Source organism: Proteus vulgaris, assembly GCF_033708015.1.
Lineage (GTDB): Bacteria > Pseudomonadota > Gammaproteobacteria > Enterobacterales > Enterobacteriaceae > Proteus.
On sequence record NZ_CP137920.1, the window covers coordinates 2459563 to 2481959 of the forward strand.

At 41.5% G+C, this 22397-nt stretch carries 29 protein-coding genes; 3 read left to right on the forward strand and 26 right to left on the reverse strand.

Annotated elements, in window-relative coordinates; genetic code table 11:
* Position 1: 1 nt before the first annotated feature.
* From SB028_RS11645 to SB028_RS11730, 18 genes are all read right to left on the reverse strand, one after another.
* Positions 2 to 1999, reverse strand: coding sequence for a phage tail protein (locus tag SB028_RS11645; protein WP_318859392.1), 1998 nt, complete (start codon positions 1997 to 1999; stop codon positions 2 to 4).
* Positions 2000 to 2002: 3 nt separating this feature from the next.
* Complete coding sequence (locus tag SB028_RS11650; RefSeq protein WP_060554721.1) at positions 2003 to 2560, reverse strand: phage tail protein; 558 nt, start codon at positions 2558 to 2560, stop codon at positions 2003 to 2005.
* The gene (locus SB028_RS11655; RefSeq protein ID WP_318859393.1) at positions 2553 to 3737 is read right to left on the reverse strand and encodes a baseplate J/gp47 family protein; all 1185 of its coding nucleotides are present in this window, start codon (positions 3735 to 3737) and stop codon (positions 2553 to 2555) included. The genes SB028_RS11650 and SB028_RS11655 overlap by 8 nt, the downstream gene beginning before the upstream one ends.
* Positions 3727 to 4062 carry a DUF2590 family protein gene (locus SB028_RS11660; protein ID WP_036935273.1) on the reverse strand — a complete coding sequence of 112 codons (336 nt, stop codon included), beginning with the start codon at positions 4060 to 4062 and terminating at the stop codon, positions 3727 to 3729. Before SB028_RS11660 ends, SB028_RS11655 begins: the two co-directional genes overlap by 11 nt.
* An 11-nt stretch (positions 4063 to 4073) precedes the next feature.
* Entirely contained in the window at positions 4074 to 6590 is a 2517-nt protein-coding gene (locus SB028_RS11665) for a phage tail tape measure protein (protein ID WP_318859394.1), read from the reverse strand.
* Positions 6590 to 6733, reverse strand: coding sequence for a DUF6890 family protein (locus tag SB028_RS11670; protein WP_162837603.1), 144 nt, complete (start codon positions 6731 to 6733; stop codon positions 6590 to 6592). Before SB028_RS11670 ends, SB028_RS11665 begins: the two co-directional genes overlap by 1 nt.
* Positions 6734 to 6777: 44 nt before the next feature.
* Entirely contained in the window at positions 6778 to 7047 is a 270-nt protein-coding gene (locus SB028_RS11675) for a putative phage tail assembly chaperone (RefSeq protein WP_109373044.1), read from the reverse strand.
* A 108-nt stretch (positions 7048 to 7155) separates the two neighbouring features.
* Positions 7156 to 7530 (reverse strand): hypothetical protein, encoded by a 375-nt coding sequence (locus SB028_RS11680; RefSeq protein WP_249717673.1) that lies wholly within the window; start codon positions 7528 to 7530, stop codon positions 7156 to 7158.
* On the reverse strand, positions 7530 to 7862 hold the full coding sequence (locus SB028_RS11685; RefSeq protein WP_159364093.1) for a M15 family metallopeptidase: 333 nt from the start codon (positions 7860 to 7862) through the stop codon (positions 7530 to 7532). The genes SB028_RS11680 and SB028_RS11685 overlap by 1 nt, the downstream gene beginning before the upstream one ends.
* Complete coding sequence (locus SB028_RS11690; RefSeq protein ID WP_036935263.1) at positions 7859 to 8152, reverse strand: phage holin family protein; 294 nt, start codon at positions 8150 to 8152, stop codon at positions 7859 to 7861. Before SB028_RS11690 ends, SB028_RS11685 begins: the two co-directional genes overlap by 4 nt.
* A gap of 18 nt (positions 8153 to 8170) precedes the next feature.
* Positions 8171 to 8623: a phage protein gene (locus tag SB028_RS11695; RefSeq protein ID WP_318859398.1), complete on the reverse strand. Its 453-nt coding sequence runs from the start codon at positions 8621 to 8623 to the stop codon at positions 8171 to 8173.
* The gene (locus SB028_RS11700; protein ID WP_318860143.1) at positions 8623 to 9744 is read right to left on the reverse strand and encodes a DUF2586 domain-containing protein; all 1122 of its coding nucleotides are present in this window, start codon (positions 9742 to 9744) and stop codon (positions 8623 to 8625) included. The genes SB028_RS11695 and SB028_RS11700 overlap by 1 nt, the downstream gene beginning before the upstream one ends.
* Before the next feature lie 12 nt (positions 9745 to 9756).
* Positions 9757 to 10443, reverse strand: a complete 687-nt coding sequence (locus SB028_RS11705) for a hypothetical protein (RefSeq protein WP_318859399.1) — start codon at positions 10441 to 10443, stop codon at positions 9757 to 9759.
* Positions 10440 to 10928, reverse strand: coding sequence for a phage tail protein (locus SB028_RS11710; RefSeq protein WP_318859400.1), 489 nt, complete (start codon positions 10926 to 10928; stop codon positions 10440 to 10442). The genes SB028_RS11705 and SB028_RS11710 overlap by 4 nt, the downstream gene beginning before the upstream one ends.
* Complete coding sequence (locus SB028_RS11715) at positions 10925 to 11377, reverse strand: head completion/stabilization protein (protein WP_318859401.1); 453 nt, start codon at positions 11375 to 11377, stop codon at positions 10925 to 10927. Before SB028_RS11715 ends, SB028_RS11710 begins: the two co-directional genes overlap by 4 nt.
* Before the next feature lie 100 nt (positions 11378 to 11477).
* Positions 11478 to 12182 carry a phage terminase small subunit gene (gene gpM, locus SB028_RS11720; protein WP_318859402.1) on the reverse strand — a complete coding sequence of 235 codons (705 nt, stop codon included), beginning with the start codon at positions 12180 to 12182 and terminating at the stop codon, positions 11478 to 11480.
* 5 nt (positions 12183 to 12187) lie between these two features.
* Entirely contained in the window at positions 12188 to 13219 is a 1032-nt protein-coding gene (locus SB028_RS11725; protein ID WP_196544566.1) for a phage major capsid protein, P2 family, read from the reverse strand.
* Between the two features lie 10 nt (positions 13220 to 13229).
* Positions 13230 to 14066, reverse strand: coding sequence for a GPO family capsid scaffolding protein (locus SB028_RS11730; protein ID WP_219409960.1), 837 nt, complete (start codon positions 14064 to 14066; stop codon positions 13230 to 13232).
* A 161-nt stretch (positions 14067 to 14227) separates the two neighbouring features.
* On the opposite strand from SB028_RS11730, the gene SB028_RS11735 reads away from it, so the two are divergent.
* From SB028_RS11735 to SB028_RS11745, 3 genes are read left to right on the forward strand one after another with little or no spacing between them, the layout of a single operon-like run.
* Positions 14228 to 16018: a terminase large subunit domain-containing protein gene (locus SB028_RS11735; RefSeq protein WP_161752063.1), complete on the forward strand. Its 1791-nt coding sequence runs from the start codon at positions 14228 to 14230 to the stop codon at positions 16016 to 16018.
* The gene (locus tag SB028_RS11740) at positions 16018 to 17052 is read left to right on the forward strand and encodes a phage portal protein (RefSeq protein WP_286038939.1); all 1035 of its coding nucleotides are present in this window, start codon (positions 16018 to 16020) and stop codon (positions 17050 to 17052) included. Before SB028_RS11735 ends, SB028_RS11740 begins: the two co-directional genes overlap by 1 nt.
* Complete coding sequence (locus SB028_RS11745; protein ID WP_036935239.1) at positions 17049 to 17357, forward strand: ogr/Delta-like zinc finger family protein; 309 nt, start codon at positions 17049 to 17051, stop codon at positions 17355 to 17357. Before SB028_RS11740 ends, SB028_RS11745 begins: the two co-directional genes overlap by 4 nt.
* A 1-nt stretch (position 17358) precedes the next feature.
* Here SB028_RS11745 and SB028_RS11750 read toward each other — a convergent pair whose 3' ends face one another.
* The 8 genes from SB028_RS11750 to SB028_RS11785 form a co-directional block, all read right to left on the reverse strand.
* On the reverse strand, positions 17359 to 17541 hold the full coding sequence (locus tag SB028_RS11750) for a hypothetical protein (protein WP_060554736.1): 183 nt from the start codon (positions 17539 to 17541) through the stop codon (positions 17359 to 17361).
* A gap of 91 nt (positions 17542 to 17632) precedes the next feature.
* Positions 17633 to 18067, reverse strand: coding sequence for a hypothetical protein (locus tag SB028_RS11755; RefSeq protein WP_198631917.1), 435 nt, complete (start codon positions 18065 to 18067; stop codon positions 17633 to 17635).
* 208 nt (positions 18068 to 18275) lie between these two features.
* Positions 18276 to 20396 carry a replication endonuclease gene (locus SB028_RS11760; protein ID WP_318859404.1) on the reverse strand — a complete coding sequence of 707 codons (2121 nt, stop codon included), beginning with the start codon at positions 20394 to 20396 and terminating at the stop codon, positions 18276 to 18278.
* 1 nt (position 20397) lies between these two features.
* Positions 20398 to 20649, reverse strand: coding sequence for a DUF2732 family protein (locus tag SB028_RS11765; RefSeq protein WP_311748393.1), 252 nt, complete (start codon positions 20647 to 20649; stop codon positions 20398 to 20400).
* Between the two features lie 76 nt (positions 20650 to 20725).
* Positions 20726 to 21073, reverse strand: a complete 348-nt coding sequence (locus SB028_RS11770) for a DUF5347 domain-containing protein (protein ID WP_259598469.1) — start codon at positions 21071 to 21073, stop codon at positions 20726 to 20728.
* Between the two features lie 11 nt (positions 21074 to 21084).
* Positions 21085 to 21420, reverse strand: a complete 336-nt coding sequence (locus SB028_RS11775) for a hypothetical protein (protein WP_318859407.1) — start codon at positions 21418 to 21420, stop codon at positions 21085 to 21087.
* A 158-nt stretch (positions 21421 to 21578) separates the two neighbouring features.
* On the reverse strand, positions 21579 to 22088 hold the full coding sequence (locus SB028_RS11780; RefSeq protein WP_318859408.1) for a phage regulatory CII family protein: 510 nt from the start codon (positions 22086 to 22088) through the stop codon (positions 21579 to 21581).
* Positions 22089 to 22118: 30 nt separating this feature from the next.
* Positions 22119 to 22340, reverse strand: coding sequence for a regulator (locus SB028_RS11785; RefSeq protein ID WP_318859409.1), 222 nt, complete (start codon positions 22338 to 22340; stop codon positions 22119 to 22121).
* Positions 22341 to 22397 lie beyond the last annotated feature (57 nt).

Here is a 22397-nt window from a genome sequence, read left to right on the forward strand (position 1 = left end):
GTTAATACCCAATTGCTATCCAGTAACATTCTGTTTTAACTGTCGAGCCACTTGGTGTTTTTATAGAGAAATTAAATGACTCTTTTTTTATTGCTGATTGATTAATAATTGCACCATCAGAATTACCAGAAGCATTTATTCTAGTTACTTGCACATTTACACTATAATTGGTTGATGAAAATGCCACTGGAAATATGATTACACCAGGTAAGCTATATCCCCACTGAAAAATCACACCAGTATCACCGCACTTCCACCATCCAGACTTGTCCTTCTTAGCTGAGTTTCTAGCGCCAGCCCCCACATCTCCCGCGTTTAATGTGATATCTGCATTTAACTGCTTACCATTCACTTTACGAGTATTAGGCACACGACCATTGGCATTGTTATTGGCATTATTGGCGGTGGTTTGTGCGGTATTGGCTTTACTCACGCCATCATTGGCGGTTCTTTGGGCATTGTCAGCCTTAGTTACGGCACTATTTGCCGTATTTTGTGCATTAGTCGCCATGGTTTTGGCTTCATTGACTTGTGCGGGCGTGGATGCGCCCACATCGCCCGCCGTTAATGTGATATCTGCATTTAACTGCTTACCATTCACTTTACGAGTATTAGGCACACGACCATTGGCATTATTATTGGCATTATTGGCGGTGGTTTGTGCGGTATTGGCTTTACTCACGCCATCATTGGCGGTTTTTTGGGCATTGTCGGCTTTAGTGACAGCACTATTTGCCGTTCCTTGGGCATTATCGGCTTTAGTCTCCGCTCTATTTGCCGTATTTTGCGCATTGGTGGCCATGGTTTTGGCTTCATTGACTTGCGCGGGCGTAGCTGCCCCCACATTTCCCGCCGTTAACGTAATATCTTGCGTACCATCAAACGGCACCCCCGAAATTTTGCGCGGTGTCGCTAGCTTTTGCGAGGCAACGGCCGTTCCCGTTGACGGTAATCGGGTATTAGCATTGTCATTCGCCGACTTGGCTGAAGCCATAGCGTTATTATGTAAATCAGTCACTAATTTTTGTGTCGGAGCTAATGCCTGGCTAGTGCCCGTTTTATCCGTTAGTTGGGTAAATCCTTTTGCCGTCAATGTTGCATCGGGATGATTACGGGATTTTTCGTGCGCTTTTAACGCATCATCTAATTGTTGAAAATCCAGTGTCCCTTTAGGGCGTAAATCGGTAATTTGCCCATCTGCTGAAATCGACGCAATCGCAAACACAAAATGCGGAAAACCCGCGTTATCGATATAGTTTTTTAAATCAGGCTTAACGGTCAGTTGAATCTGAGTTTGCCAACGACTGGTAATGTTTCCTTGGTAACTGACATCAGCATAAACCTTGGTACTTTCCGCTGGCACGGTGATATTCTGGTTTGAGGTTAATTCCGCTCGTAATCCACCAATGTAACCAATACCTTTTGTGACAAAATATTGATTCCCTGTTTTACCCACTAAAAACGCATCGCCAAAAAAAGAGGCTTCACCGTAATTGTCGGTATTAACCAGGCGTTGCATTTCATCTATGCCAGAAAGCCTAGCGGTAAAATCAATCTGCCACATTTCTGCTGGGGTATTGATAGCGGTTTCTTTGCTGGCACCTAAATACTCCAACAAGAAAGAACGGGTTAATACGTTACCCTGTTGCCCTGCTTGGGTTTTAATTTTGCGTTGGGTAGGTGCGTGCACAATCATCGCTACCGTGCCAGATTTTTTATTTAATAAACCAATCCAATTAAAATCAAAATCTCCAATTTCAGCACCAACAGTAACCGAATAGGCCACCGCATTTTGATTGACGACGCCCGTTTTATTTACCATTTGACGATGCACAATGTATTTTGCATCGGGCAACCCTTCATTGCGGTCAATCGGTTTTTCAAGCTCTAAATTCGGGATATGTGCAAAGACAAATTCGTCTAATACAATCAAGTTTCCATCAATCGACTCTTGGGCTTTCCAGCGCTCAAATGCCGTTGTAATAATAGATTGTGACATTTGTTACTCTCCTTGTAACAATGACGCGCTAAAGGTCTGATATTCACAATCAGCCCAACCAAAACGCATCACTAATTGATTATTGGTGATCACTTCAAAACGATAACGGCGACAGGTGCGCCCATACTGGCGAATAATGCCCATTAATAAATCGGGATTACCTGCGATTTGCCCGTCACTAACCCGTAAAATAATGACATCCCAATCAATATCAGGCTGGCGCTCTAACAGCTCGACATAGCCCACACCGAGGCGCTCAAAAATAGCAATAAAGCCACTGACCGAACCCGCATCGCGCGCATTAATAAACGCAAACTTTACGCGCTTGCGAAATAAATCTAATGGCTCGCCTTTAAAACGGTGAATATCGCGTTGATACGCAAGCACCGATAACAATTCTTCTGAGCAGGTTTCTGCGTCCAATTGTTTAAGTGGCCATAACATCCAGTCATAAACACCCGACCAAAATTTGCGCACCGCATTTAACAGCTTTGCGGGCTCACCTTTGTTCATCCATGACGGCAAATTTAAGCCTTTTAATCGTTCCTTGAAATCAGGCATCTTGTAACTCCACGGTCAGCGATTTTAAACGGGGCACACTCAATTCACTGATAATGTCTGTTTGATTAAATTGCAGGGAATCGACCAGGGTAAAATGGCGGTGAATTTCACGACCTAAGTTAGAGAAAGAAAAACGCGAGTATGGCCATGTTTTTTTCACGTCATAACTGGTGTTTTCACGAAACGCACAGCGCACCAGATTTTCAATATCTTGTTTGAGTTTGCTCTGCTCATTAGCGGTTAAGTTGGTGATATTTTCCACATACACCGTCAATGTAATGGCGTGTTGTGTTTCAGGCATGGTCATACATTGCATATCATCACCGTGTCCGTGATGCCCTTGTGTATTGACGTAATCATTGACTTTGTCGATAAACGGCTGGCTAATCACGCCACTGTCTAACAGTAAATAGGCATTGGCGGTACCCGCGCCTCGAGGCGCATCATGTAAAAAGAAAATACGGTCAATGCTCAAACCCACCACGCTGGCAATCATCCCTTGATATACCGCGTCAGTATGATAGTTCCCCACTAAATTATATTGGTTACGGCAACGATCACGTAAATCATCATCGCTCTCTTTATCTGCACCCGGCACTAATAACCAGTTTTCTTCATTTTGTGCCCGCTCAATACCTGGCACGGCAACGGGTAAAATACGGAAATAGCCTGGCGCGAGATTAAAGGCGCCACCTGCATCACTGGCATCAACCGCAATCAAGGCAGACTCTTTTTCAATCGTGACCGTTTCCGTCGTCACGACACTGTAAATCTGCCCGTTAATGCGCTCTGTCTGCACGACGGTGCCCGCTGGCACTGTGACACTGTTTTGCCCTGCTACACGATAAAAGCGTACTTGTCCTTTGGCTTTCGTCGCAGGCTTACGTTGTAGGTTCACACCCCATGCGAACATTTCTAGCCACGCCCCCGATGCGGTAGCCAGATACATATTGGTGAACACCAAATTAATCAAGGCGTCTTTGAGCCATTGAACGGGGGTTGTGACAAGGGTATTAATCAAACGCCAAAACGGTGACATAGAAGAAGTGTTGGTAATTAAGCCTTCTTCTTTCACTATGTCATTAAATTGCTGATTAATGTCATCGGCAGTAATGGGCATGCCGTTGTCTTTTAATGCCAACTCATAGTCAATTTGTGGACGTTGTTTATTCGCCATAATTTACCCCGACACTAATACGGCCAAAATCATAGGTATCTGCGGTCACCCATAATTTTTTTACGTTTTCTTCATCAACGATAATCGTGCCTGGAATCAGTCGCACATCATCTTCAACCAGTAACACAATCTGCATCCGAATATCGGCGCGCAAAGTAGGGCTACGTTCGGCGACTAATTGTGTCGCTAAACCACTTTCAATAATCGCATGTGCAATGTCTTGTGTGATACTTTCACGGTTATTACACAATTTAGGCTCAAAGCCTGCATTGAGCGTAAAGTCACGCTCGGTTATCAATAAATCAATGTATTTCGCCTGTTCCATGGCTTCTATCCTTAATTAAGCGCGCTCCACTCTTCCAAATCCGCGGGTGACATCACATTGCCATTGTTGATCGTGATATTTCCGTATTGTCTGCGATTATCAACATTGGTTTGATTGTTATTAATTTCTTTATTTAAACCGCCTTTATTAATGCCTTTTAAATCCCCACCCGTTAATAATGACGGCTGATAATCAAAACGGCGGTTAGGTTGATTTTGATTAATGGCATTAAAATCAGGTTGAACCGGCACACTGGACAACGCCGAATTGACGACGGCGGTTTCAGTTTCTTTTAAATCAATGCTCACGCCAGGGAGATAATTTAATTTGCTGGCCACCGCATTAAACACGCTGTTAAAACTGTCACTTAACCAATTCCAAAGCCCATCAAATACGCTCTTAATGGAATCTGAAATACCATTAAATGTGTCACTGATAGAGAAGTTTTCAAACCAACCGCACAAGGCATCCCAACCGCCTGCGACCCCATTCCATAAATCGGCAAACAGTTGTGATACCGTGTTATAAATCGCAATAAAGGCTTGCACAGGTGACAATGAGAAAAACCATTGGCACACGGCATCCCAACCTTTGGCAATGCCTGCATACATCAAATTTGTTATGCGGGTAATGGATGCCCAAAAACTGGCAAATACGCTAACGGGATTGATGCGTTCTAAAAATTGAACGGTAGCATCCCAGCCCTTAATAATATTGGTTTTTACGCCATCCCATTCCTTCACTATCCATTTCGCGCTATTCGTAAATGCAGTGGCAACCATCATTACCGCTTTAATGGTCATTCTTAATGGGAATGTCAGTAACGCAATGGCTTTCGCCACACTCTTACCAAACGCCTGCCCCGCAATCGTGGTTTTATTCAGTGTCTTTTCTGAAAACTCAATAGGGGTAAGTAAATCCGTAAACCAATTAAAAACCGTTTTGACCGCTTCCCACACGACACCCAACGCTTTACCGATGTCCTCAAACATGGAACCAACGGGCGACATAGAGTCAAAGGCCTCTAAAAAACCTTGCACAAAACCTTTAAAAAACGCCTTGATAGGTTGCCAAAATTTCACAACTGCGATCGCAATCAGGGCAAACAAGCCGATTAACAATAAAACTGGCCATGTGATAGAGGTAAATCCTAATGCTGTGGCAAAAGAGGCAATTTTTGTGGTATTTAAAAATCCCGTCAGTTTAGCGAGAGAACTGCTAAAAAAGCCTGTGGCTTTCGTCACTAAATCGTATTTGCCTTTCATCAGTGAGAGCAACACGCCCCCCGTTTTCCACAAAGGCAGAATACCCACCCACAGCAATCGACCGATACCCAACACGATATTCGCCATGGCACCCATTGCAGTGAAGGCAATAAACCCCGTCACCACATAACCAATCGCGCGGGCAATATTTGGAAATAATGTTAACCAACGCACGAGCATTTGCCCCATATCGGCAATTTTATTAATCAAGGGCACAATCACAGGCAATAATGTCATGCCGACCGCAATGCGGATAGACTCCCAAATCGACAATAACCGTTCCCACGGATTGGCTAACATACTCGCCATTTCTGTGGCACGTTTCATCCCGTCGTCACCGCCTAATGCCGTGATATTTTTTCGCAACACATCGACGTTATTAAACAGCGATTTAACGACAATAGCGGAATCGCCAAAAGCGTCCTCTATTTCTTTTTGTGCCTTTAAATTGCCCGCAATCGATTTGCCGTATTTGCCTTGCAGTTTCTCCAGCATTTCGGGCATCGTCAGCATTTGCCCTGACGCATTAACAAACGATAGACCGAGTTTTTTCGCCCCGTCCGTTGCTCCTGACAGAAACGACTCATATGCGCCACTGGATTCCGTGCCTAATGAGCGTTGTAGTTCCCCTAATACCGCTAACTGTTCATCAATACCAACCCCAAATTGTGTACCCGCAGAGCGAGCCCCTTCCATCAAATCAGTGATTTCAGCCATAGAAGTGCCGAACGTTTGCGACATAATAACGGCCTTGCCTGCCAGCGCTTCCGCGAACGTCACTTTGCCCACGCTATCAGCATAGCCTTGAAATTGGGAAAACATTTTCCCCATATAGGCATTGGATTCTTCGGCAGTGGTTTTTAGTGCTGATGCCGTAATGTTGCTGATTTTGGTTAGTTGCGGGAGTTCATTATCAGAAATACCACTAATGGCCTTTCTGATAGAAAGAGAAGATTCAACGAATTGCACGGCGGATTTACCGTATTGTGCGCTAAAGGTCAGCGCATCATTGGTAATTTTTTTCATCGCGCCATCGTCTACACCCGTGACTTTTGCCATGTCGAGTGCGTCTTGAATAGCTAACGCGGGGTCTAAAACGTTTTTCAACGCAAAGACAGAGCCAGCCAAGCCAGCCCCACCGACCGCGATATTTTTAAATGCTTCTTGTGAGGTTTCAGCGAATTGAGTCACGCCTGCTTGCACTGCCTTCAAGGGCTGAGTGACTTTATCAATCATGCTGAGTGTAAAATCTAATGTACTCATCATTCACCCTTGAAAGCTAATGCAATGCCATTTGCGACCGCAATGCGGTGATTTTCTGTGAAGTGGTTATCTAGCCAAATTGCGCATGCGAAGCTGTCGATATCATCCTGTTCATGAGGGAGATAGTGCCGTCGTAACGCCATATATTGTCCGAGGGCACTGCGTTCAATCGCTTCGACTCGCGCCGTTAGTTTTTTAGTTCAATATCCAATTTAGGTGCGTATTCTGAATTCACCTTTTCCAGTAATTGCATCGCCGAACCTGGGATATTCAAAACCTCTGTTAAGGCTTCTTTGCTTTCAGGGGTAATAATTCGGCGTAAATAAGTGACAGTGGGCGCGACTTTATCCGTTGCTGAAATTTCATTTAACCAGCCGTTATACGCCGTCATATTCGGCTCAAAAACCAGTTCTTTACCCATCACGACTAAGGTAATTGTATTTTTCTTGGTACTCATTTTTCCATCCTTTGACGAATTTCGTCCGTTAATTGGTTGTGCCGAACGGCACATTTTCCGTAAATCTCATGGTATTTTAATAATGCAGTGGCTAAATCTGCCCCTGTATTACCGTTTAGTTTCGGTAAGGTTGTCGTGCATTTTGTCAGTAGATTTTCCTGATAAGGCACGTTCGGTGCGCTCAATGGCGTCGTTGTACATCCTGATAAAATCATCACTAACACAAACGTGAGTGAACACAGGCTTAATAATTTCGGTGCGTATTTCAGGCGGTTGCGCATTGGCGAGTTCCTCCAATTTATTTTCTAACGTCCTTGCTGATTGACTCGCTAAATCGTGTTGAGCCTTTAAACTGGCGTTATTAACTTCATTAGCTGTTTTTAATGCGACCAGTTCAAGACTGTCTTGATGCCAACCTTTAACCAACCAGCCAGCTCCAAAAGCTAAAATAAACGCAAAGATGATCGCCGTTGCTTGTTTCATTATTTCACGCCGTTGTGCTCTAACGAGTAGTGATTACCGTCATTGAAACGACCGCCCCACGTACCGCCAATGGATTCCCAATATTCGCCAAGTGGCTGATGGTCAGTTGTCTTGGTGAGATAAACACCCTCTTTAAACAGGTTAAAATCCACGGCCAATCGCTGAGTGTGTAAGCTGTTTTTAATACCAGTGCCTGATTTAGCGTTTAACTTTGCTTGTTCTTCTGTGCGATACGCTTCTGAAAATGTCAGTTCATAACCGTTGTCATAAGCAAAGAGGATCAAGTCTGCAATCATGCGCGTAAACTTGCGTTGTTTTTCGCCGAGTGTCATTTTTTCAACTTCCCTGTCAGTAAGTCACTGCCTCGTTTTTTCAGCCATAATTCCACTAACTGAAAGCCTGCAATACCTAACGCTGAACCTAGCCCCGTAATCGCCAGTGGCGAAAGACCAGGGATCCAAATCAACAATCCCCCTGCCATTAATGACACTGCCGAACCCAAAATGACACGACCAATAAAGAGGCGTAACGTAATGGGTTCACTGCCTGACATCATTTTGCCAATCGCAATTAAAGCGCCCAAGATAATCAAAGAAATCAGTGTTTTGTTATGTTCTTCCATGAACAAAAATCCTTTCAATTACAATTTATCTGTCAATTCAGACTCTAAATAAGGAATGCCGTTAATACGCACAAAATCGGGGGAAGTGACAATATATTTAATTTTATGCATCAGAACAGCACCGCCTTTTGATTCTGCATCCAAAATATCAGTGAAATTTAATTTGCAACCAAACGCCTCAACCTTAAATTCTTCCGTACCTGCTTTCGCGTACCACATAAGGTCAACTGTTGGAATTGCACGCCATGAACCTGCTTGACGTGCTTTGGCAGTGAAAATGGATAAATATTTTGTCGCTAATTCGATTTCGCCTTCAGCAGAAACATCGCCATTAATAAACCCATCAGGCACCCCTTTCGTTTGAGCTACGGCAGTGTTATCTGTAACAGTTAAACCCACTTTGTCAGCATGGACTAAATCGCCATCCATATTAAAATCAATCGACTGCCCCGAAATCCGTTTTCCACTCATTATTCATTCTCCAAGGATGTGTCTAACAGAATGCCAATGGTGATCCCTTTCGGGCATTCATAAGTTCTCACCGTGATATACACTTCAACGTTATTTTTGTTTTTCCATGTAATAACCACATCGCCTTCTTTCGGTGGTTTTACTTCGCCTGGGAAACTCACCCCATTAATTTGCGTACTGCGTGACATTTCACGTAGCACTTTGGCAAAGTAGGCTTGATGAGCTTCAATGCTGGACGGGGTACTGTTTAAACTGCGGTCGGCAATTTTGGCAATCGCACGAATACGCACCGTGCGCGCGACTTTATCAACAATACGCAAGTTTTCGATTGACTGATAATCACCCACTTCAACGTCTAATGTGCGACCGTCAGACCAATAAATGCCGTCATAATCGGGGTACCACATCGGCACACTAAAACGCTGTTTTTCCAACGCTTGCAGTGTCGCCAAATCAAGGCTTTTCCCCGTGCCGTCTAATGGAAGATACGCACTACCTAAATCGGTTAATGCGCCCGTTTTAACGCGTGCAGGGCTATCTGCAATCGTCACCGCACGGTTACATAATCGCCCAGCCAGAGCACCAGCCTCATTTCCCCATAGCATTGGCACTAATTGAATGGCGGGTTCCGCTTCCCCTTTTGATAAAGCAGACAAGCGTTCAACATAGCCCGACCATGCTTCATCGTCTTGCGTTGCACCGACACCTAAAATGGCAAATAACCAGCGCCCGTGTTTTGCGATTAAATCAGAGCGTAGGGATTTAGCCGATTGAATAACGGTTTTTGTTGCATCACCAATTAATACATACCCTTCGCAACTGGCAACTGCTTGTGCATCTATCACCGCGTCAACAAATGCCAATTCTTCCGCATCCTCTGCTAATACATGCACATAACCTGACCAGTTTTGACCTGCGTTACGCATCGCCGATAACACGTTACTTTTTAACGAGCTATCTGGCGTTCCTAACACATCATCGAAATCGGTTTGCGTATTGACCGCAATAGTTTTACCGACATTGGTTTTTCCTTTACCAATAAACAGCAAAATGCGCTCAATTTCCTTTATTTCGCCTTGAAGTTGGTTATGTTGATTAACCTGAACAGTTGGCCACATAATGAAATTCCCTTTCTATACACCGTACCCGATGCCTTGTAATTGTCGTTCCAGTGACTTAATAAAATCCTCATCACTGATACCGAGAAATACCCGTGATGGAATATCTACTTCCCACGAACTTTGTGGGGATTTACCGCTTAATTTGCGAATTAATGCACCTGCCTGGAAAAAAAACATATTTTCCGTAATTTCTTTTAAAGCAGGCTTTTTCCAACGTTTCCCTTTTTTCACTTTATAACCAAGTGCGCGTAATTTTTTAGCCTGTTTGGGCGTCGCTTTTTTATCTTGCGCCCCTTGTGAGATATTGCTGTCTTGTGCGTTTTTACGGCTAATTTTTGCTGTCATGCCATTTTGTTGGCTATACCCCACAACACCCGCGTCAATGGGTTTATTGCCATTGCGATAATTGCCACCGCTAAGATAAATTCGCACCATCTCTTTTTCAGGCATTTCGCGGATATGCATCATTGTCGGCATATTGCGGAGCATCTTTTTTTTGTAATTACCGTGCCTGCTCTGCCATGCTTCCCCATCGGGATTACTCTGTTTTCTGATATTGCGCTTTGACGCAACGATTACGCCATATTTTGCAATTCGCCAAAGTAATCGCTGGCGCTTTTTCTGGGGCAATTCCAAGTCTTTTAATTTGGCTCTTAATGCCTTTAGTTGTTCTGCGTTTAATTGCCCTTGAATGCTCATTTCACACCACGGGGGATCACATCAATATTTTCAGCAAATAACACTTCTGGGTTAGCTAATGACCAACGTTTATCGTCAAATGGCACAATGCCGTTTTCATCTTCTTTTAACACAATGGCGTCGCTTAATTTAAGGGTGACAACAACCATTGCGATATCCTCGTCCACATCAACATCAATCGTCGGTGGTTCATCATCAAAATCGGGTTCAGTTAAATCTGTTTTTAACTCTTGATACCAGGCCTCAATCAAAATAGGGATATAACGTGTATCTATTTCACGATATGGCCAACGTCCCCAAGCAATTACCGCATCATATTCTTGCGTTAAAATTTGATATTGTTCTTTATTCGACTCATCTTTACCCAAATCTCTGTGAGCACGTTTAAAAACAAGTTCATCCACTTCGCTACTAAATTCTGTCGCAAATAAGGATTCAGGCAAATTTGCACGTAAGAACGCAGTCAATTTTTGTAGTCGGGTCATATCATTTTCACCGTAATGCGAGGCAACTGTTTCATATTGCGAATAACAAAAGTTGATTCCGCTAATAACCGTGACCGTAATTCGTCGCTTTCTTGCTGTGGGTTGGGCGTTCGACTGACAATCGACAAATATTCACCCAATAAATCCGCTTTTGCCCTGGCATACACCGCTTTTTTATACTGCGCACAAAGGGCATTAACGCCTTTTATTTTTGCGCCTGGGGCGTCTTTTGCCTGATTAACACCTTTTGATAGCCAATAACTTTTCACATCTTTTAATTCACAATTAATTTCCGTGACCGTGGTTAATAATGCATCAGCAATAAAATCGGCATCGATATTGGCGGGAATAGCGCGACTTTTTTGAAAATCACCTAAATTTAAATCAGGCCAAAATTCATCATTTGTCAGTTCTTCATTTTTATAGGCAATGCCATCGCCATTTAACATGCTGACCTCTAAATAAAAAAACGGGCGAACAGGTTTCCACGACCAATAAACAATCAAATTGTTTTGTCTCCACCCTGCCCGTTTTGGCTTGCGGTAGTCTTTACGCTTGCTCTAATGCCCGTAATCGTGAGGCAATGCGCAAACGATGCGTTTTAACCCCACTTTTTGGGTTTAATTGATGTGCTCTAGCAAGATAGGCATCGGCTTGATTCAACGTATCAACACAATCAATTGCGCTGGCTCTTGCATCACCCACATCGCCTTTTAATAACTCTAACGCGTGGAATTTAAACCACTTCGCTTGTATTTTTTCGTGAACTCGCCAAATTTCTGTGACATTCTTAAATGTCCTTGAAAAATAGGGCTCAATGGGGTTTCCTGCTTCCACTTCTAACTGTGCCCATGCAAGGATGGTATCAGCCACAAAAGCAGGGAAACCGCTTTTAAAATTGTCGGGGGTGCGCTGTCCTTGCGCGATGGCGATATCCGCCCAGTCCAGTCCTTTATCGAACTCCCCCACATCAAATAGCCAAATGACGCAATACACAAAAATCGGGTTTTGATACACTTCACCTTCATCTAAATAGCGTTGTGCCGTCGGTAGATACATGGGCAATAATTCATCTCGTTTCATGGCCACACGTTCATATGTTTGATTGAGTGCTCGCAGTCGTTTGACATCCCGCTCAATGGCACGCGCTTGAAGATGCATACTTTCACCGTCAGCAATGGCAACTGCCTGTCGCTGTTCAAGTTTTTGTTGCATTTCAATTTTTTGCTTGTGTCTTTGAGCGGGTGATAGCATGACGCTTAACCTTCTACTTTTTCAGTCGGCTCGGTGACTTTACCGATAGTCACAGCAGATTCGTCGATAGCTGCATAAAGCTCTGGTTGCTCAATGGCATAACCTTCATTACGCAGATATTTGTTTTCATACTGTTTACGGTCTTCAACAAACTCCGCTTTACGCTGACGGGTATTACGTTGCGTATAGATATGAAGATTTGTTGGGATGGTGACTACCATACGTTTACCAGGCATAAATGGTGGAACCATAGCAGGACGGCCAGCAATCGTAGAACCGAGCATTTGTGCAGCAATCTTTTCTGTTGGCTTATCAGCACCTTGATATAAGCGGTATTGTTCTGCAGAAACTAAATCAGCACCAACCATGACCACTAAACGTGGATCATTTCTAAATTGTGGCGGAATACAGGTGTTAATTAAATCTGACGCCATGGCATCTAATGAACGGTAATCACCGCTATCATCTAATGTAATTGCATCAGTCAGAACTTGAGAACCCTTATTCCACTCTTTAGCGATTTGATGCCAGCCTTTGTTAACATCTTCACCATTTGGATTTTTAACTGGGTCAGTATTTTCTGCAACAGATTGACCATTCCAACCAATACGAAGCATATCTAATGCAAAAGATTCTTGAACAAAGGCTTGCATGCGATTAATAAATTCTGCTTCACCGCCTGAATTTGCCCAAACTGACAATAAATCCCACGGTAAAATCGCACCCGAATCTGTTTCGACTAATTTATAGTCATTACCATCAACACCAACTTTACGACCAAAGCGACCATCTTTAGAACGTCCCGTAAAGAGACCAGGATTACCTACGGAAATAACTTGCCCTGTTAATTGGTCAACATCAGCAACAGTAATCATTCTTAGAAATTCAGATGTTTCTAATAATGCGTCACGTAATTGTGTTTCTTTAGGTTCAGTTAAATAAAAATATTTACTAACATTAGGCACACCGCATGATGCAGAAAATGCGGCTCTATACGCATTCCAATACTCACTAGCACGTTGATTATTTAATGACATAACAATCCCCTTACACTAGGTTAGCAAAGCGTTTTTCTTTACTACCGCGTGGATTTTTACCAGGGATGCGTGTTGCCACATCATCCAACTTACTGAATTTACCTAAAATGGAAGATAAGTTATCTTTCAATTGTTTAAATTCAGGTGTATCAACAGCATCTTTGATGACTTCCACATCCTCTTCAACATCATCCACTTTTTCTGTTGTTGAAGTCAGTTGTGTTTCAATTGCTGTGACACGAATTTCAAGCGCAGATAATGCTTCCGCAAGTGCTTGCATTGCATCAGAGGCACCTGTTTCTTCTGGTGTATCATCAACACTTGGTTCATCAATATTGAAAAAACTACGCCAGCCTTTTCCTTTAGCCATTTTTTCTTCCTTAAACTGTTTAACTTCATCAAAAACCAACGGTTTTAATGCACCATAGCGAAACTTCTTACCTTTTTTATTAAACTGCAATCGGTCAGTACCAACGCTGGCTGGCGAACAAGTCACGCCAAGCCCTTCAAGATAAGTTTTCCCTGTTCCGCGAAAATTACCCGTTGGGGTAAACTCTGCGGAGGTAAAAAGCAATTGGCCGTCACGATTCGCTTGTAATAAATGCTGATTAGGACGTAGCCGAGCATAAAGTTTTAACGTTCCTTCTTCGTCACGTTCAGCTTTTAGCTCTAACACTTCGCCCATCGAACCGAACCAGCGCTCATGCTCTGGCCAAATACAAGCGGTATAGAGTTTGCGATCATAAAGTTCAGCAGAATCTAAAATCCAACTGTCCTCAATAATTCGACCATCAACCGTATCTCCCGCTGTTGCGATACAAAGCCAATTTGTCATTAATTGTGACATTACATAGCATCCCCCATCCGTGGGTATTTTCATCACTTCCGTTTGAGTCAATAGTATTGCGAAATTCCATCAGGTGGGCGAATGGTTAAATTTGGATATGGCGCATAACCAAATTTATGGCAACGCCAGATAGGCTGTGACTCGGCATAATGTTTTACATTATGGCGAACTCACGATATTCAGATGAATTAATAGGAGTAGCGAAATCGCTGTACTTGCGACGCTATACTCCTGCAGAAATTGCAACCGAACTTAATTTGCCGAATAGGCGAATCGTTTACTATTGGGCTGAAAAAGGGAATTGGCAGGATTTACTCAGTCATGAATCGGTTTTAGATGCGATTAATCGACGCATTATTTTGCTCAGTGAGCGAAACAATAAAACTGTTTTTGAACAAGAGGAGTTAGACCGTTTAATTAACCATCATATCAAATTGATGGCGCAACAAAATAAACACGCAGAGAAGCTGGCGCAGGCAAAAGCACAAAATAATCAATCTGGTTACTCAAATGATAATGAGTCTGACGATGGTGAACCAAGGAAGAAAAAACGCTATCGTAAAAATGATATTTCTGAATTAACAGAAGAACAATTTCAGCAATTCGCTGACAAAATGCTTTTTGGCTATCAAAAACATTTACGCAATAACATTAAAAAATCCATTCGTAATATTTTAAAGTCACGCCAAATTGGGGCGACTTGGTATTTTGCGTTTGAAGCGCTGGAAAATGCGGTACTCACGGGCGACCCACAAATCTTTTTATCCGCATCAAAACCGCAAGCCGAGGTTTTTCGCTCCTATATTGTCAATATTGCAGAGCAATTTTTCGGGGTCACATTAACAGGCAACCCGATTCGTTTAAGCAATGGCGCAGAACTTCGCTTTTTATCCACCAATAAAAACACCGCGCAAAGCTATTCAGGTCATCTTTATTGTGACGAATATTTTTGGGTACCGAACTTTAAACATTTAAATGAAGTTGCCTCTGCAATGGCAACCCATGATAAATGGCGCACAACCTATTTTTCTACGCCTAGCTCAAAAACCCATCCCGCATATCCGTTTTGGACGGGTGACGAATGGCGCGGTACAGAAAAAGCCCGTAAAAATATCAAATTCCCTACATTTAAAGAAATGCAGGACGGTGGACGCGATTGTCCTGATGGTCAATGGCGTTACGTCATTACGCTGGAAGATGCGATTAAGGGCGGTTTTAACCTGGCATCCATTGAAAAACTTCGCAATCGTTATAACAAAGATACGTTCAATATGTTGTATATGTGTGTCTTTGTCGATAGTGGCGCATCCGTCTTTAAATATAACGATTTAGAAAAATGTTGGGTTGATGTAGGGCTATGGGAAGATCACTTTCCTGATGAACCACGCCCATTTGGTAATCGTGAAGTCTGGGGCGGTTATGACCCTGCCCGTTCAGGAGATACCTCCGCATTTGCTATTTTAGCACCGCCTTCTGTATCTGGTGAGCGGTTTCGTGTTCTGGCTATTTATTACTGGCAAGGTATGGCGTGGAAACATCAAGCTAAAAAAATCCAAGAACTTTATGGGCGTTATCGCTTCACACATATCGGTATTGATACGACAGGTATAGGTCATGGCGTCTATGAGATGGTGCAAGATTTTGCGCCACGCGAAACGATGGAAATTCGTTACAGCCTTAGCATGAAAACCCAACTCGTTTTAAAAATGGTGGATTTAGTCGATGAAGAACGTATCGAATGGGATAGAGAGCAAAAAGAAATCACCGCCAGTTTTTTGGCTATTCGTCGAGACACAACCAGCAAGGGCGGTGCCATGACCTTTGTGGCTGACCGCAGTATGGAAACTGGTCATGCCGATAGTTTTTGGGCAATTGCTCATGGCGCAATCAATGAACCGTTGAATACTGATAATCAACGTAAATCAAAATGGATATTTCAAAAGGCATCATAATGGCTAAGAAAAAATCACGGAAGAACCTCTCTATTTCGGCCTCCAATACTCCTAAAAAAAATATGAGCATTATTACACTGGGTAAACCCGAGCCGATATTAACAACGCATACAGACTATCAAAATATCTGGTATGACAATGAACATGATCATTATTCACTCCCGATTGATAGAACCGCGCTTGCTCAATTAGTTAATTTAAATGCTCAACATGGCGGAGTAATTTATGCGCGTCAAAATATGATTTTATCCGATTTTTTAGGCGGTGGTCTTAGCCATGAACAACTAAAAGCGTCCGTAATGAGTTACCTTATTTTTGGTGATACGGCCATTCTAAAAGTGCGAGATTATTGGGGGAATGTCATTCAACTTTTTGTTTTACCGTCACTTTATCTTCGTTGTCGAAAAGACGGTGATTTTGTCATTTTGATAGAAGGTGAACCGTTAGTGTATCCACCTGAAGATATCATTTTTATCAAACAATATGACCCTCAACAGCAAGTTTACGGTATTCCCGATTATATCGGTGGTATACATGCGGCACTCTTAAATAGTGAAGCCACTATTTTTCGTCGTAGGTATTACCACAACGGGGCTCATACGGGCGGTGTTTTTTATTGTAATGACCCGTCTCTCACTGATGAAGTGGAAGCCCAAATCATTAAAAATCTAGAAAATAGCAAAGGCATCGGTAATTTTTCTACGATGTTTGTGCATATTCCCAAAGGCGATCCCGAAGGGATTAAATTTATGCCTATTGGGGATATTTCGGCTAAAGATGAATTTAATAATGTCAAAAATATCAGTGCTCAAGATATTTTAACCGCGCACCGCTTCCCCGCAGGTTTAGCGGGAATTATTCCTGGCAACGTTGGCGGTTTAGGTGACCCCATCAAAGCCCGTGAAGCCTATCGACAAGATGAGGTTATTCCCGTGCAACGCATGTTTGAGAATGCCGTCAATAGTGACCCGGATATACCGTCACATTTGCATATCAACTTTAAGAAAGATAACAACAGTTTGGGTGCAGAATGAGGCAAAAAAAGGTAAAATTACGTAAGTTCGATTATTTTGGAGTTCGTAATATGAAAGTGATGAAAGTCCTCTGCCCCGCGTGCGGTGAAAAGGCAATCATAAGAACAACAAATAGAAAACATCGCCAATTTGCTGACCTTTATTGTCAATGCACAGACTTAGAATGCGGAATGACTTTCGTTTTAAACGTCACTTTTAGCCACACACTAAGTCCTAGCGCCAAAGACGTGAATAAAATGATTGATAAACTGCTACCGGATAATAAACAAATGGCGCTTGATTTACTCAAAGCGCCCATTGCTTAAATTATTGAGCCACATTTTGTGGCTTATTTTTTTCCAATAAGTCCACTCTGGCATTGTCAGCTAACTCAAATATTAATGATAAAACAATATCTTTTTCCTGCGATGTGAAAGAATCAAAACTTCCTACTTTTGCGATAAGTGCAATTCTTTCAAATGCTTCCATGCTTTTTATATTATCTGTCATTATCATACCCTTAAAGAATACTGTATGAATAAACAGTATAATAGCTTTGTGATTTTTGTGAACCCCTAAGTGATAATAATGTGAGATATAATTACTTATTATGTGAACCTTGATATTTCGTCACGTAATATCGGGTATGGCATGATAATGAATCAATTAAATATTCTTCGATATCACTTGGTTGTTGAGGTATTGCATAATAAACATCACCCGCCAGACCGCCAAATAATGGCTTTTTAAAATCCTCATGACTAACAAAATAAAATTTTGCACCTTCCAAGACAAATCGCCTAACACTTGTATTTTCAATACCAAGATGATCGCAAAAACAATCTAAAATATGATTAACCTCGCATTCATCGCCAATGAAGAATTTATTTTTCCCTGTTAATAATGCGTTCAAAATTGATTCTAAAGAAAAATACTCCGCATGAGAGAAACTTGCCCTTTCGGACAAAACACTGACTTGCTTAAAATACAGGCGAGCCAATAAATCTAACGTCAGTTTTATTTTTTGCACACTCATAGATTATCTCTCCTCGCTCATACCAATAAATTTGCGATATTTCTCTGCAAGAAAAAAATAGGATGCAATCAAAATATAAAATGGCCATAGCATTGAGTAATCTATCGCTTCACTTAGGCTGTATTTATCATGATAGCTTTTTTTAGACTTCATCGTTCTGCGTATAAAAAGAACTATTGATATCAATAAATAAAATAAAACCAAGTACTTATACATTCATTCCTCTCAACTTATTTACTTTATTAAAAATACGGTCTTTTCGTTCATGGAATTGACGGTATTTCCGTTGTGTTGTGCCCGTTCTTATCAAAGAACCGTCTTTAAAACTTCTAAATGCCTTATCATCAATGACTATTCCCGACCCATTTCTCATTTTTTGGGCATCCTCTAGGGTAATTTCATGCCCGATTGACCTGAAATTATCTAAAATTTCCGTTACCACCTTTTCTTCATCGTTAATCGTTCGGGTTTCCCCCGTACAGTTATTGACAGAACTCCAAGGGGCGCTAATCGCGCCATCAAAAACCAAACCACTCCCTTTAACTGAGGTAGATTCTTTGGCAACCAGTTCCCACTTAGCGGTGCGAGTAAGATAAAAAGAGTCCTCACACGCAAGCGGTGAGTAAACCCCTTTGATTTTTTTAACGTCTTCGCCGTATTCATTCCCCATTTCCGTGACTTCATAAGAAAGTCTCACGGTTAAATCTTGGCGTTTTACTGTTGCACCACCTTGTAACTCGGTGTAGGCATACCAATCGCCCACATCTGACGCAAAACGCACGTTATCCATATCTTCCGTTGCTAGAATTTGCTCATCACCTGGCAAGCGACGCAACTCACGCCAAACCGACACAGGAGCACCGCCAATTTGCTGAAACTGACGAATGCGGTGTAAGCTCGCCCATGCTGAAACCGCTTTGGCCATGTCTTTGCATTTCTGCCCCGTTTCATCGTCTATCTCGTCATCCATTGCGTAACCATCAATATTTTTAGAAATATATTTAGCGATATAACCCGTAGCGGAACCCTTTTCTTTATCAATAGGCTCAACATAAAAACGGGCTTCTTTTGCCTCTTTGGTTTTTAACTCAAAGGCATCCTCTTCACGTGCATATTCCGCAAAGATCTCTCTCAGCTTTTCAACGTGGTCAGGATGAACAAATAACAATAAATGCCAGTGAGGAGTTGAATCATGATGGGGTTCTACAACACGGAAACCGAATGGACGAATTCCTTCGCGGGCATATTCAGCGCGAACTTTTGACCAGACTTTGCAAAGGTATTTCTGAACATCACGAGGGGATGCGCCATTCCATTGTTCAATGAAACCGCCCTTACTGTATGCATTGTGATATTTTGATGGAGCAGTGAGCGTGTAAAACTCACCGACATAACCCATTTCGTTAGCCATATTTTCAAACCCACGCATACGCACCATCAATTCACAACGGCGAACAGCAGGATTAGAAACACTGGCTAATACCATTTCTTCAAGAGAAACACGATCACCATGCTCATTGGTTAAATCGAAACTTTTTATGTAATCCCAGTTACGTTTTTTTTGCTCTATCCATTCATGTAGGGCTTTTCTTGAAATATAAGGTGACGCACTTTTTTGTACCTGTCCGACAGCAATAGCAAGATGCTCAGCGCGTAAATCACGCATACGCTTTAAACGTCCATACCACCACTTATCAGACATCATACGTAATAAACCAGAAAGCAACTGGTTTTCGGTTGGCTTACGTCTCCCCTTAATAAATTGTTTCCAATACGGCGGGATGGTACCAATCTGTAAAGTAATCTGACTTATTTTTTTGTAGCCAGATTTAGCACTTTCAGAAGTCTCGCTATAATTTGCACGTTGGCAAAATTCGGTAAATGTAGAAGTGAGATAACGAGCAATACCGTTCGCCAGCTCTTTGATGGTTCCACGGTCTAGGGAATGTAAGTTAGAAAGTTGTTCGACATAATTTTCAGGGAAGAAATCATAACCTGATGTTACGCCATTAAATTGATATTGAGATAAAACGAGGTTGTATCTTGGTAATACATTCTTAGCCACTTTACGTAAAAATGTATTAGCAAGACGTCTATTATCTTTTTTAGCAGTCTTAAATATTTTTGAATATCGGGTAGCAAAATAGATAGCCAAACTATCAGGCATATTACCCATGATGCTATTGCGATATTCAATATCAAGCGGATTTGCATCATACATAATGCGTTCAGCCAAGGACGCTTTTGGCGATAACCCTGGCTGAAATTCTTCTTTTTGGCGACGCATTGAGATAAATACGTCGCTGTTATTCTCCACCGCGATAGTCATATCAAACCAGTTCTTGCGCTTGACGTTCTAACTCTGACGCTTCACTTTCCAACAGTTCAGCAACGTCGGAGTAATCCATTTTGTTTTGAATGATAAGGCTAGATAACTTGCGAATACGGGATGCGTATTTATCAGCGCAGGCTTGCTTTTGCTCATTACGTGCTAACGCTAATGTGGAATCTAAAACAATAGCGTGTTCGTTATTAGCAATTTGCGCAGGCATAAAAATGGGAGTTGGTATTGATACACTCATTGTTAATTTCCTTTATTTAGGTTGCAAAAAGCCCTGACCGATTAAGGTCATTTATTTTTACTTTGGGTTTAATTAATTATTGTGGTAGTGCTAATTTTTTAGGTAATAATGCCGTAACGGCTTTGATATGATTAATAGCTTTAATAATGTCGAAAACTTCTTCTGTTTTAAAATCTTCAAATTTTAAATCATGTCTTTCTTTTGGAATGCCTGCCATATATAAAATAACACCTAAAAATTTTTTATTTTCTTTATGGCAATTATCAAATGGATCTCTCATATCAAAAAAGAAACGTTTTAATTCTTCATTCTGTAAACCAAAATGAAGAGAGTTTAATTTAGAAGTATGGTTTAACCCATCCACACGGTCAGCAATAGGAATATGAAAAGCACGTTGTTCATTTTCAACTTGATTCTGATACATAACAACCTCGCTTAAAATGGGATATCGTCACAATCAATTTCTAAATTTTCGCAGACAATAATAAATTCATGCGCAAAAGATTTTAATTCATCATGAATAAGGTCTACACATAAACCACTATTTTGTGCATTATTAACTGCATCTATTAATTGTTCTCGTAACATTTGTTTTCTAGCTTGTAATTCTTTTAAACCTTTCGTTATGCAATTTTCTTTTTCTAAAGAAACCGTAAACTGATTTTCTTCAGTTAATTTACCAAGCGCAACTTTTTTTAAATTTTCAGCTCGCTCTATTTGTTTCTCTTTTGCACCAGGGAAGATTTCATCAAACATATTTTCTTTAGACATAAATACCTCTAACTTAAAGCTGATATTAATAAATAACCTATGAATAAAATAAAACTAACAATATAAATAGAATTATTATTTTCATTTTTAAATGAATCACTGGATAATTTATATTTGTGTTGTTGAAGCTGTAATGAATTTAATTTCATTTTAAAACCTCACATCATTGATGGGCTAAGATTGGTTACTGCATCCACTGCACAGACAAACGCTGGATTAGTATGTAATCTTGCTGATAATGTTATTCCTGCCAACGTTAAACAACGAATTGCCGTATTAACAGAACGTTTAAATTCAGCGACGCGCGCATTATTTAAATTACCGCCCGATACTGTATTTGTTGCTAATTTTCCAACTTCACTGACTGCCGTTAATAAATAAGTGGGAACATTGGAACCGCTCATTTCATTAACTGGCACTGACGGCTGACATTGCATCTGTTCTAGAACTCCATCAAGAATAGAGGCGTCCTCAGTTGCATCAGTCAGTTTCATTAAATCAATGCACGTTAACTGGTGCGGTTGTTCAGGATTTAACTTGTTACGCAACATTTGGGCGTTCATGCCGATGCTTTCAGCTATTTGCACTAAATCCCCTTTATGGGTATTTGCGAAAGCACGACATGCATTATCAAAGTGCGCTTGTTTGGAAACCTGATAATCAAACATGGTGTTTATTCTCAAAATGCGAAAGACTGACTACGCTTCTAGTGAAACTTCATACCCACTTAAAGCCATAACAGTCAAAGCAACCATATTGACTTCAACCAAACCTTTTTTTTGATCACCTTTAGGTTTAATGGGTAACTTTCCATACTCAATTAAACGACGGGCAGTAACCTTAGCTGTACCTGTACGGCGACAGTATTCATCTAAAGGTAAGTAAGGCTCAGGTATAGCAATTGTAATTTTAGGTCTCATAAGGCAAACTCCTGAGTGACATTAATGATCAATATCGTCAAATATTGATAAATATTT

Bases quoted from the DNA above. Each gene is read 5' to 3' on its own strand.
- SB028_RS11645 (WP_318859392.1), bottom strand. From the start codon at position 1,999: ATGTCACAATCTATTATTACAACGGCATTTGAGCGCTGGAAAGCCCAA.
- SB028_RS11650 (WP_060554721.1), bottom strand. From the start codon at position 2,560: ATGCCTGATTTCAAGGAACGATTAAAAGGCTTAAATTTGCCGTCATGG.
- SB028_RS11655 (WP_318859393.1), bottom strand. From the start codon at position 3,737: ATGGCGAATAAACAACGTCCACAAATTGACTATGAGTTGGCATTAAAA.
- SB028_RS11660 (WP_036935273.1), bottom strand. From the start codon at position 4,062: ATGGAACAGGCGAAATACATTGATTTATTGATAACCGAGCGTGACTTT.
- SB028_RS11665 (WP_318859394.1), bottom strand. From the start codon at position 6,590: ATGAGTACATTAGATTTTACACTCAGCATGATTGATAAAGTCACTCAG.
- SB028_RS11670 (WP_162837603.1), bottom strand. From the start codon at position 6,733: ATGGCGTTACGACGGCACTATCTCCCTCATGAACAGGATGATATCGAC.
- SB028_RS11675 (WP_109373044.1), bottom strand. From the start codon at position 7,047: ATGAGTACCAAGAAAAATACAATTACCTTAGTCGTGATGGGTAAAGAA.
- SB028_RS11680 (WP_249717673.1), bottom strand. From the start codon at position 7,530: ATGAAACAAGCAACGGCGATCATCTTTGCGTTTATTTTAGCTTTTGGA.
- SB028_RS11685 (WP_159364093.1), bottom strand. From the start codon at position 7,862: ATGACACTCGGCGAAAAACAACGCAAGTTTACGCGCATGATTGCAGAC.
- SB028_RS11690 (WP_036935263.1), bottom strand. From the start codon at position 8,152: ATGGAAGAACATAACAAAACACTGATTTCTTTGATTATCTTGGGCGCT.
- SB028_RS11695 (WP_318859398.1), bottom strand. From the start codon at position 8,623: ATGAGTGGAAAACGGATTTCGGGGCAGTCGATTGATTTTAATATGGAT.
- SB028_RS11705 (WP_318859399.1), bottom strand. From the start codon at position 10,443: ATGAGCATTCAAGGGCAATTAAACGCAGAACAACTAAAGGCATTAAGA.
- SB028_RS11710 (WP_318859400.1), bottom strand. From the start codon at position 10,928: ATGACCCGACTACAAAAATTGACTGCGTTCTTACGTGCAAATTTGCCT.
- SB028_RS11715 (WP_318859401.1), bottom strand. From the start codon at position 11,377: ATGTTAAATGGCGATGGCATTGCCTATAAAAATGAAGAACTGACAAAT.
- gpM (WP_318859402.1), bottom strand. From the start codon at position 12,182: ATGCTATCACCCGCTCAAAGACACAAGCAAAAAATTGAAATGCAACAA.
- SB028_RS11725 (WP_196544566.1), bottom strand. From the start codon at position 13,219: ATGTCATTAAATAATCAACGTGCTAGTGAGTATTGGAATGCGTATAGA.
- SB028_RS11730 (WP_219409960.1), bottom strand. From the start codon at position 14,066: ATGTCACAATTAATGACAAATTGGCTTTGTATCGCAACAGCGGGAGAT.
- SB028_RS11735 (WP_161752063.1), top strand. From the start codon at position 14,228: ATGGCGAACTCACGATATTCAGATGAATTAATAGGAGTAGCGAAATCG.
- SB028_RS11740 (WP_286038939.1), top strand. From the start codon at position 16,018: ATGGCTAAGAAAAAATCACGGAAGAACCTCTCTATTTCGGCCTCCAAT.
- SB028_RS11745 (WP_036935239.1), top strand. From the start codon at position 17,049: ATGAGGCAAAAAAAGGTAAAATTACGTAAGTTCGATTATTTTGGAGTT.
- SB028_RS11750 (WP_060554736.1), bottom strand. From the start codon at position 17,541: ATGACAGATAATATAAAAAGCATGGAAGCATTTGAAAGAATTGCACTT.
- SB028_RS11755 (WP_198631917.1), bottom strand. From the start codon at position 18,067: ATGAGTGTGCAAAAAATAAAACTGACGTTAGATTTATTGGCTCGCCTG.
- SB028_RS11760 (WP_318859404.1), bottom strand. From the start codon at position 20,396: ATGACTATCGCGGTGGAGAATAACAGCGACGTATTTATCTCAATGCGT.
- SB028_RS11765 (WP_311748393.1), bottom strand. From the start codon at position 20,649: ATGAGTGTATCAATACCAACTCCCATTTTTATGCCTGCGCAAATTGCT.
- SB028_RS11770 (WP_259598469.1), bottom strand. From the start codon at position 21,073: ATGTATCAGAATCAAGTTGAAAATGAACAACGTGCTTTTCATATTCCT.
- SB028_RS11775 (WP_318859407.1), bottom strand. From the start codon at position 21,420: ATGTCTAAAGAAAATATGTTTGATGAAATCTTCCCTGGTGCAAAAGAG.
- SB028_RS11780 (WP_318859408.1), bottom strand. From the start codon at position 22,088: ATGTTTGATTATCAGGTTTCCAAACAAGCGCACTTTGATAATGCATGT.
- SB028_RS11785 (WP_318859409.1), bottom strand. From the start codon at position 22,340: ATGAGACCTAAAATTACAATTGCTATACCTGAGCCTTACTTACCTTTA.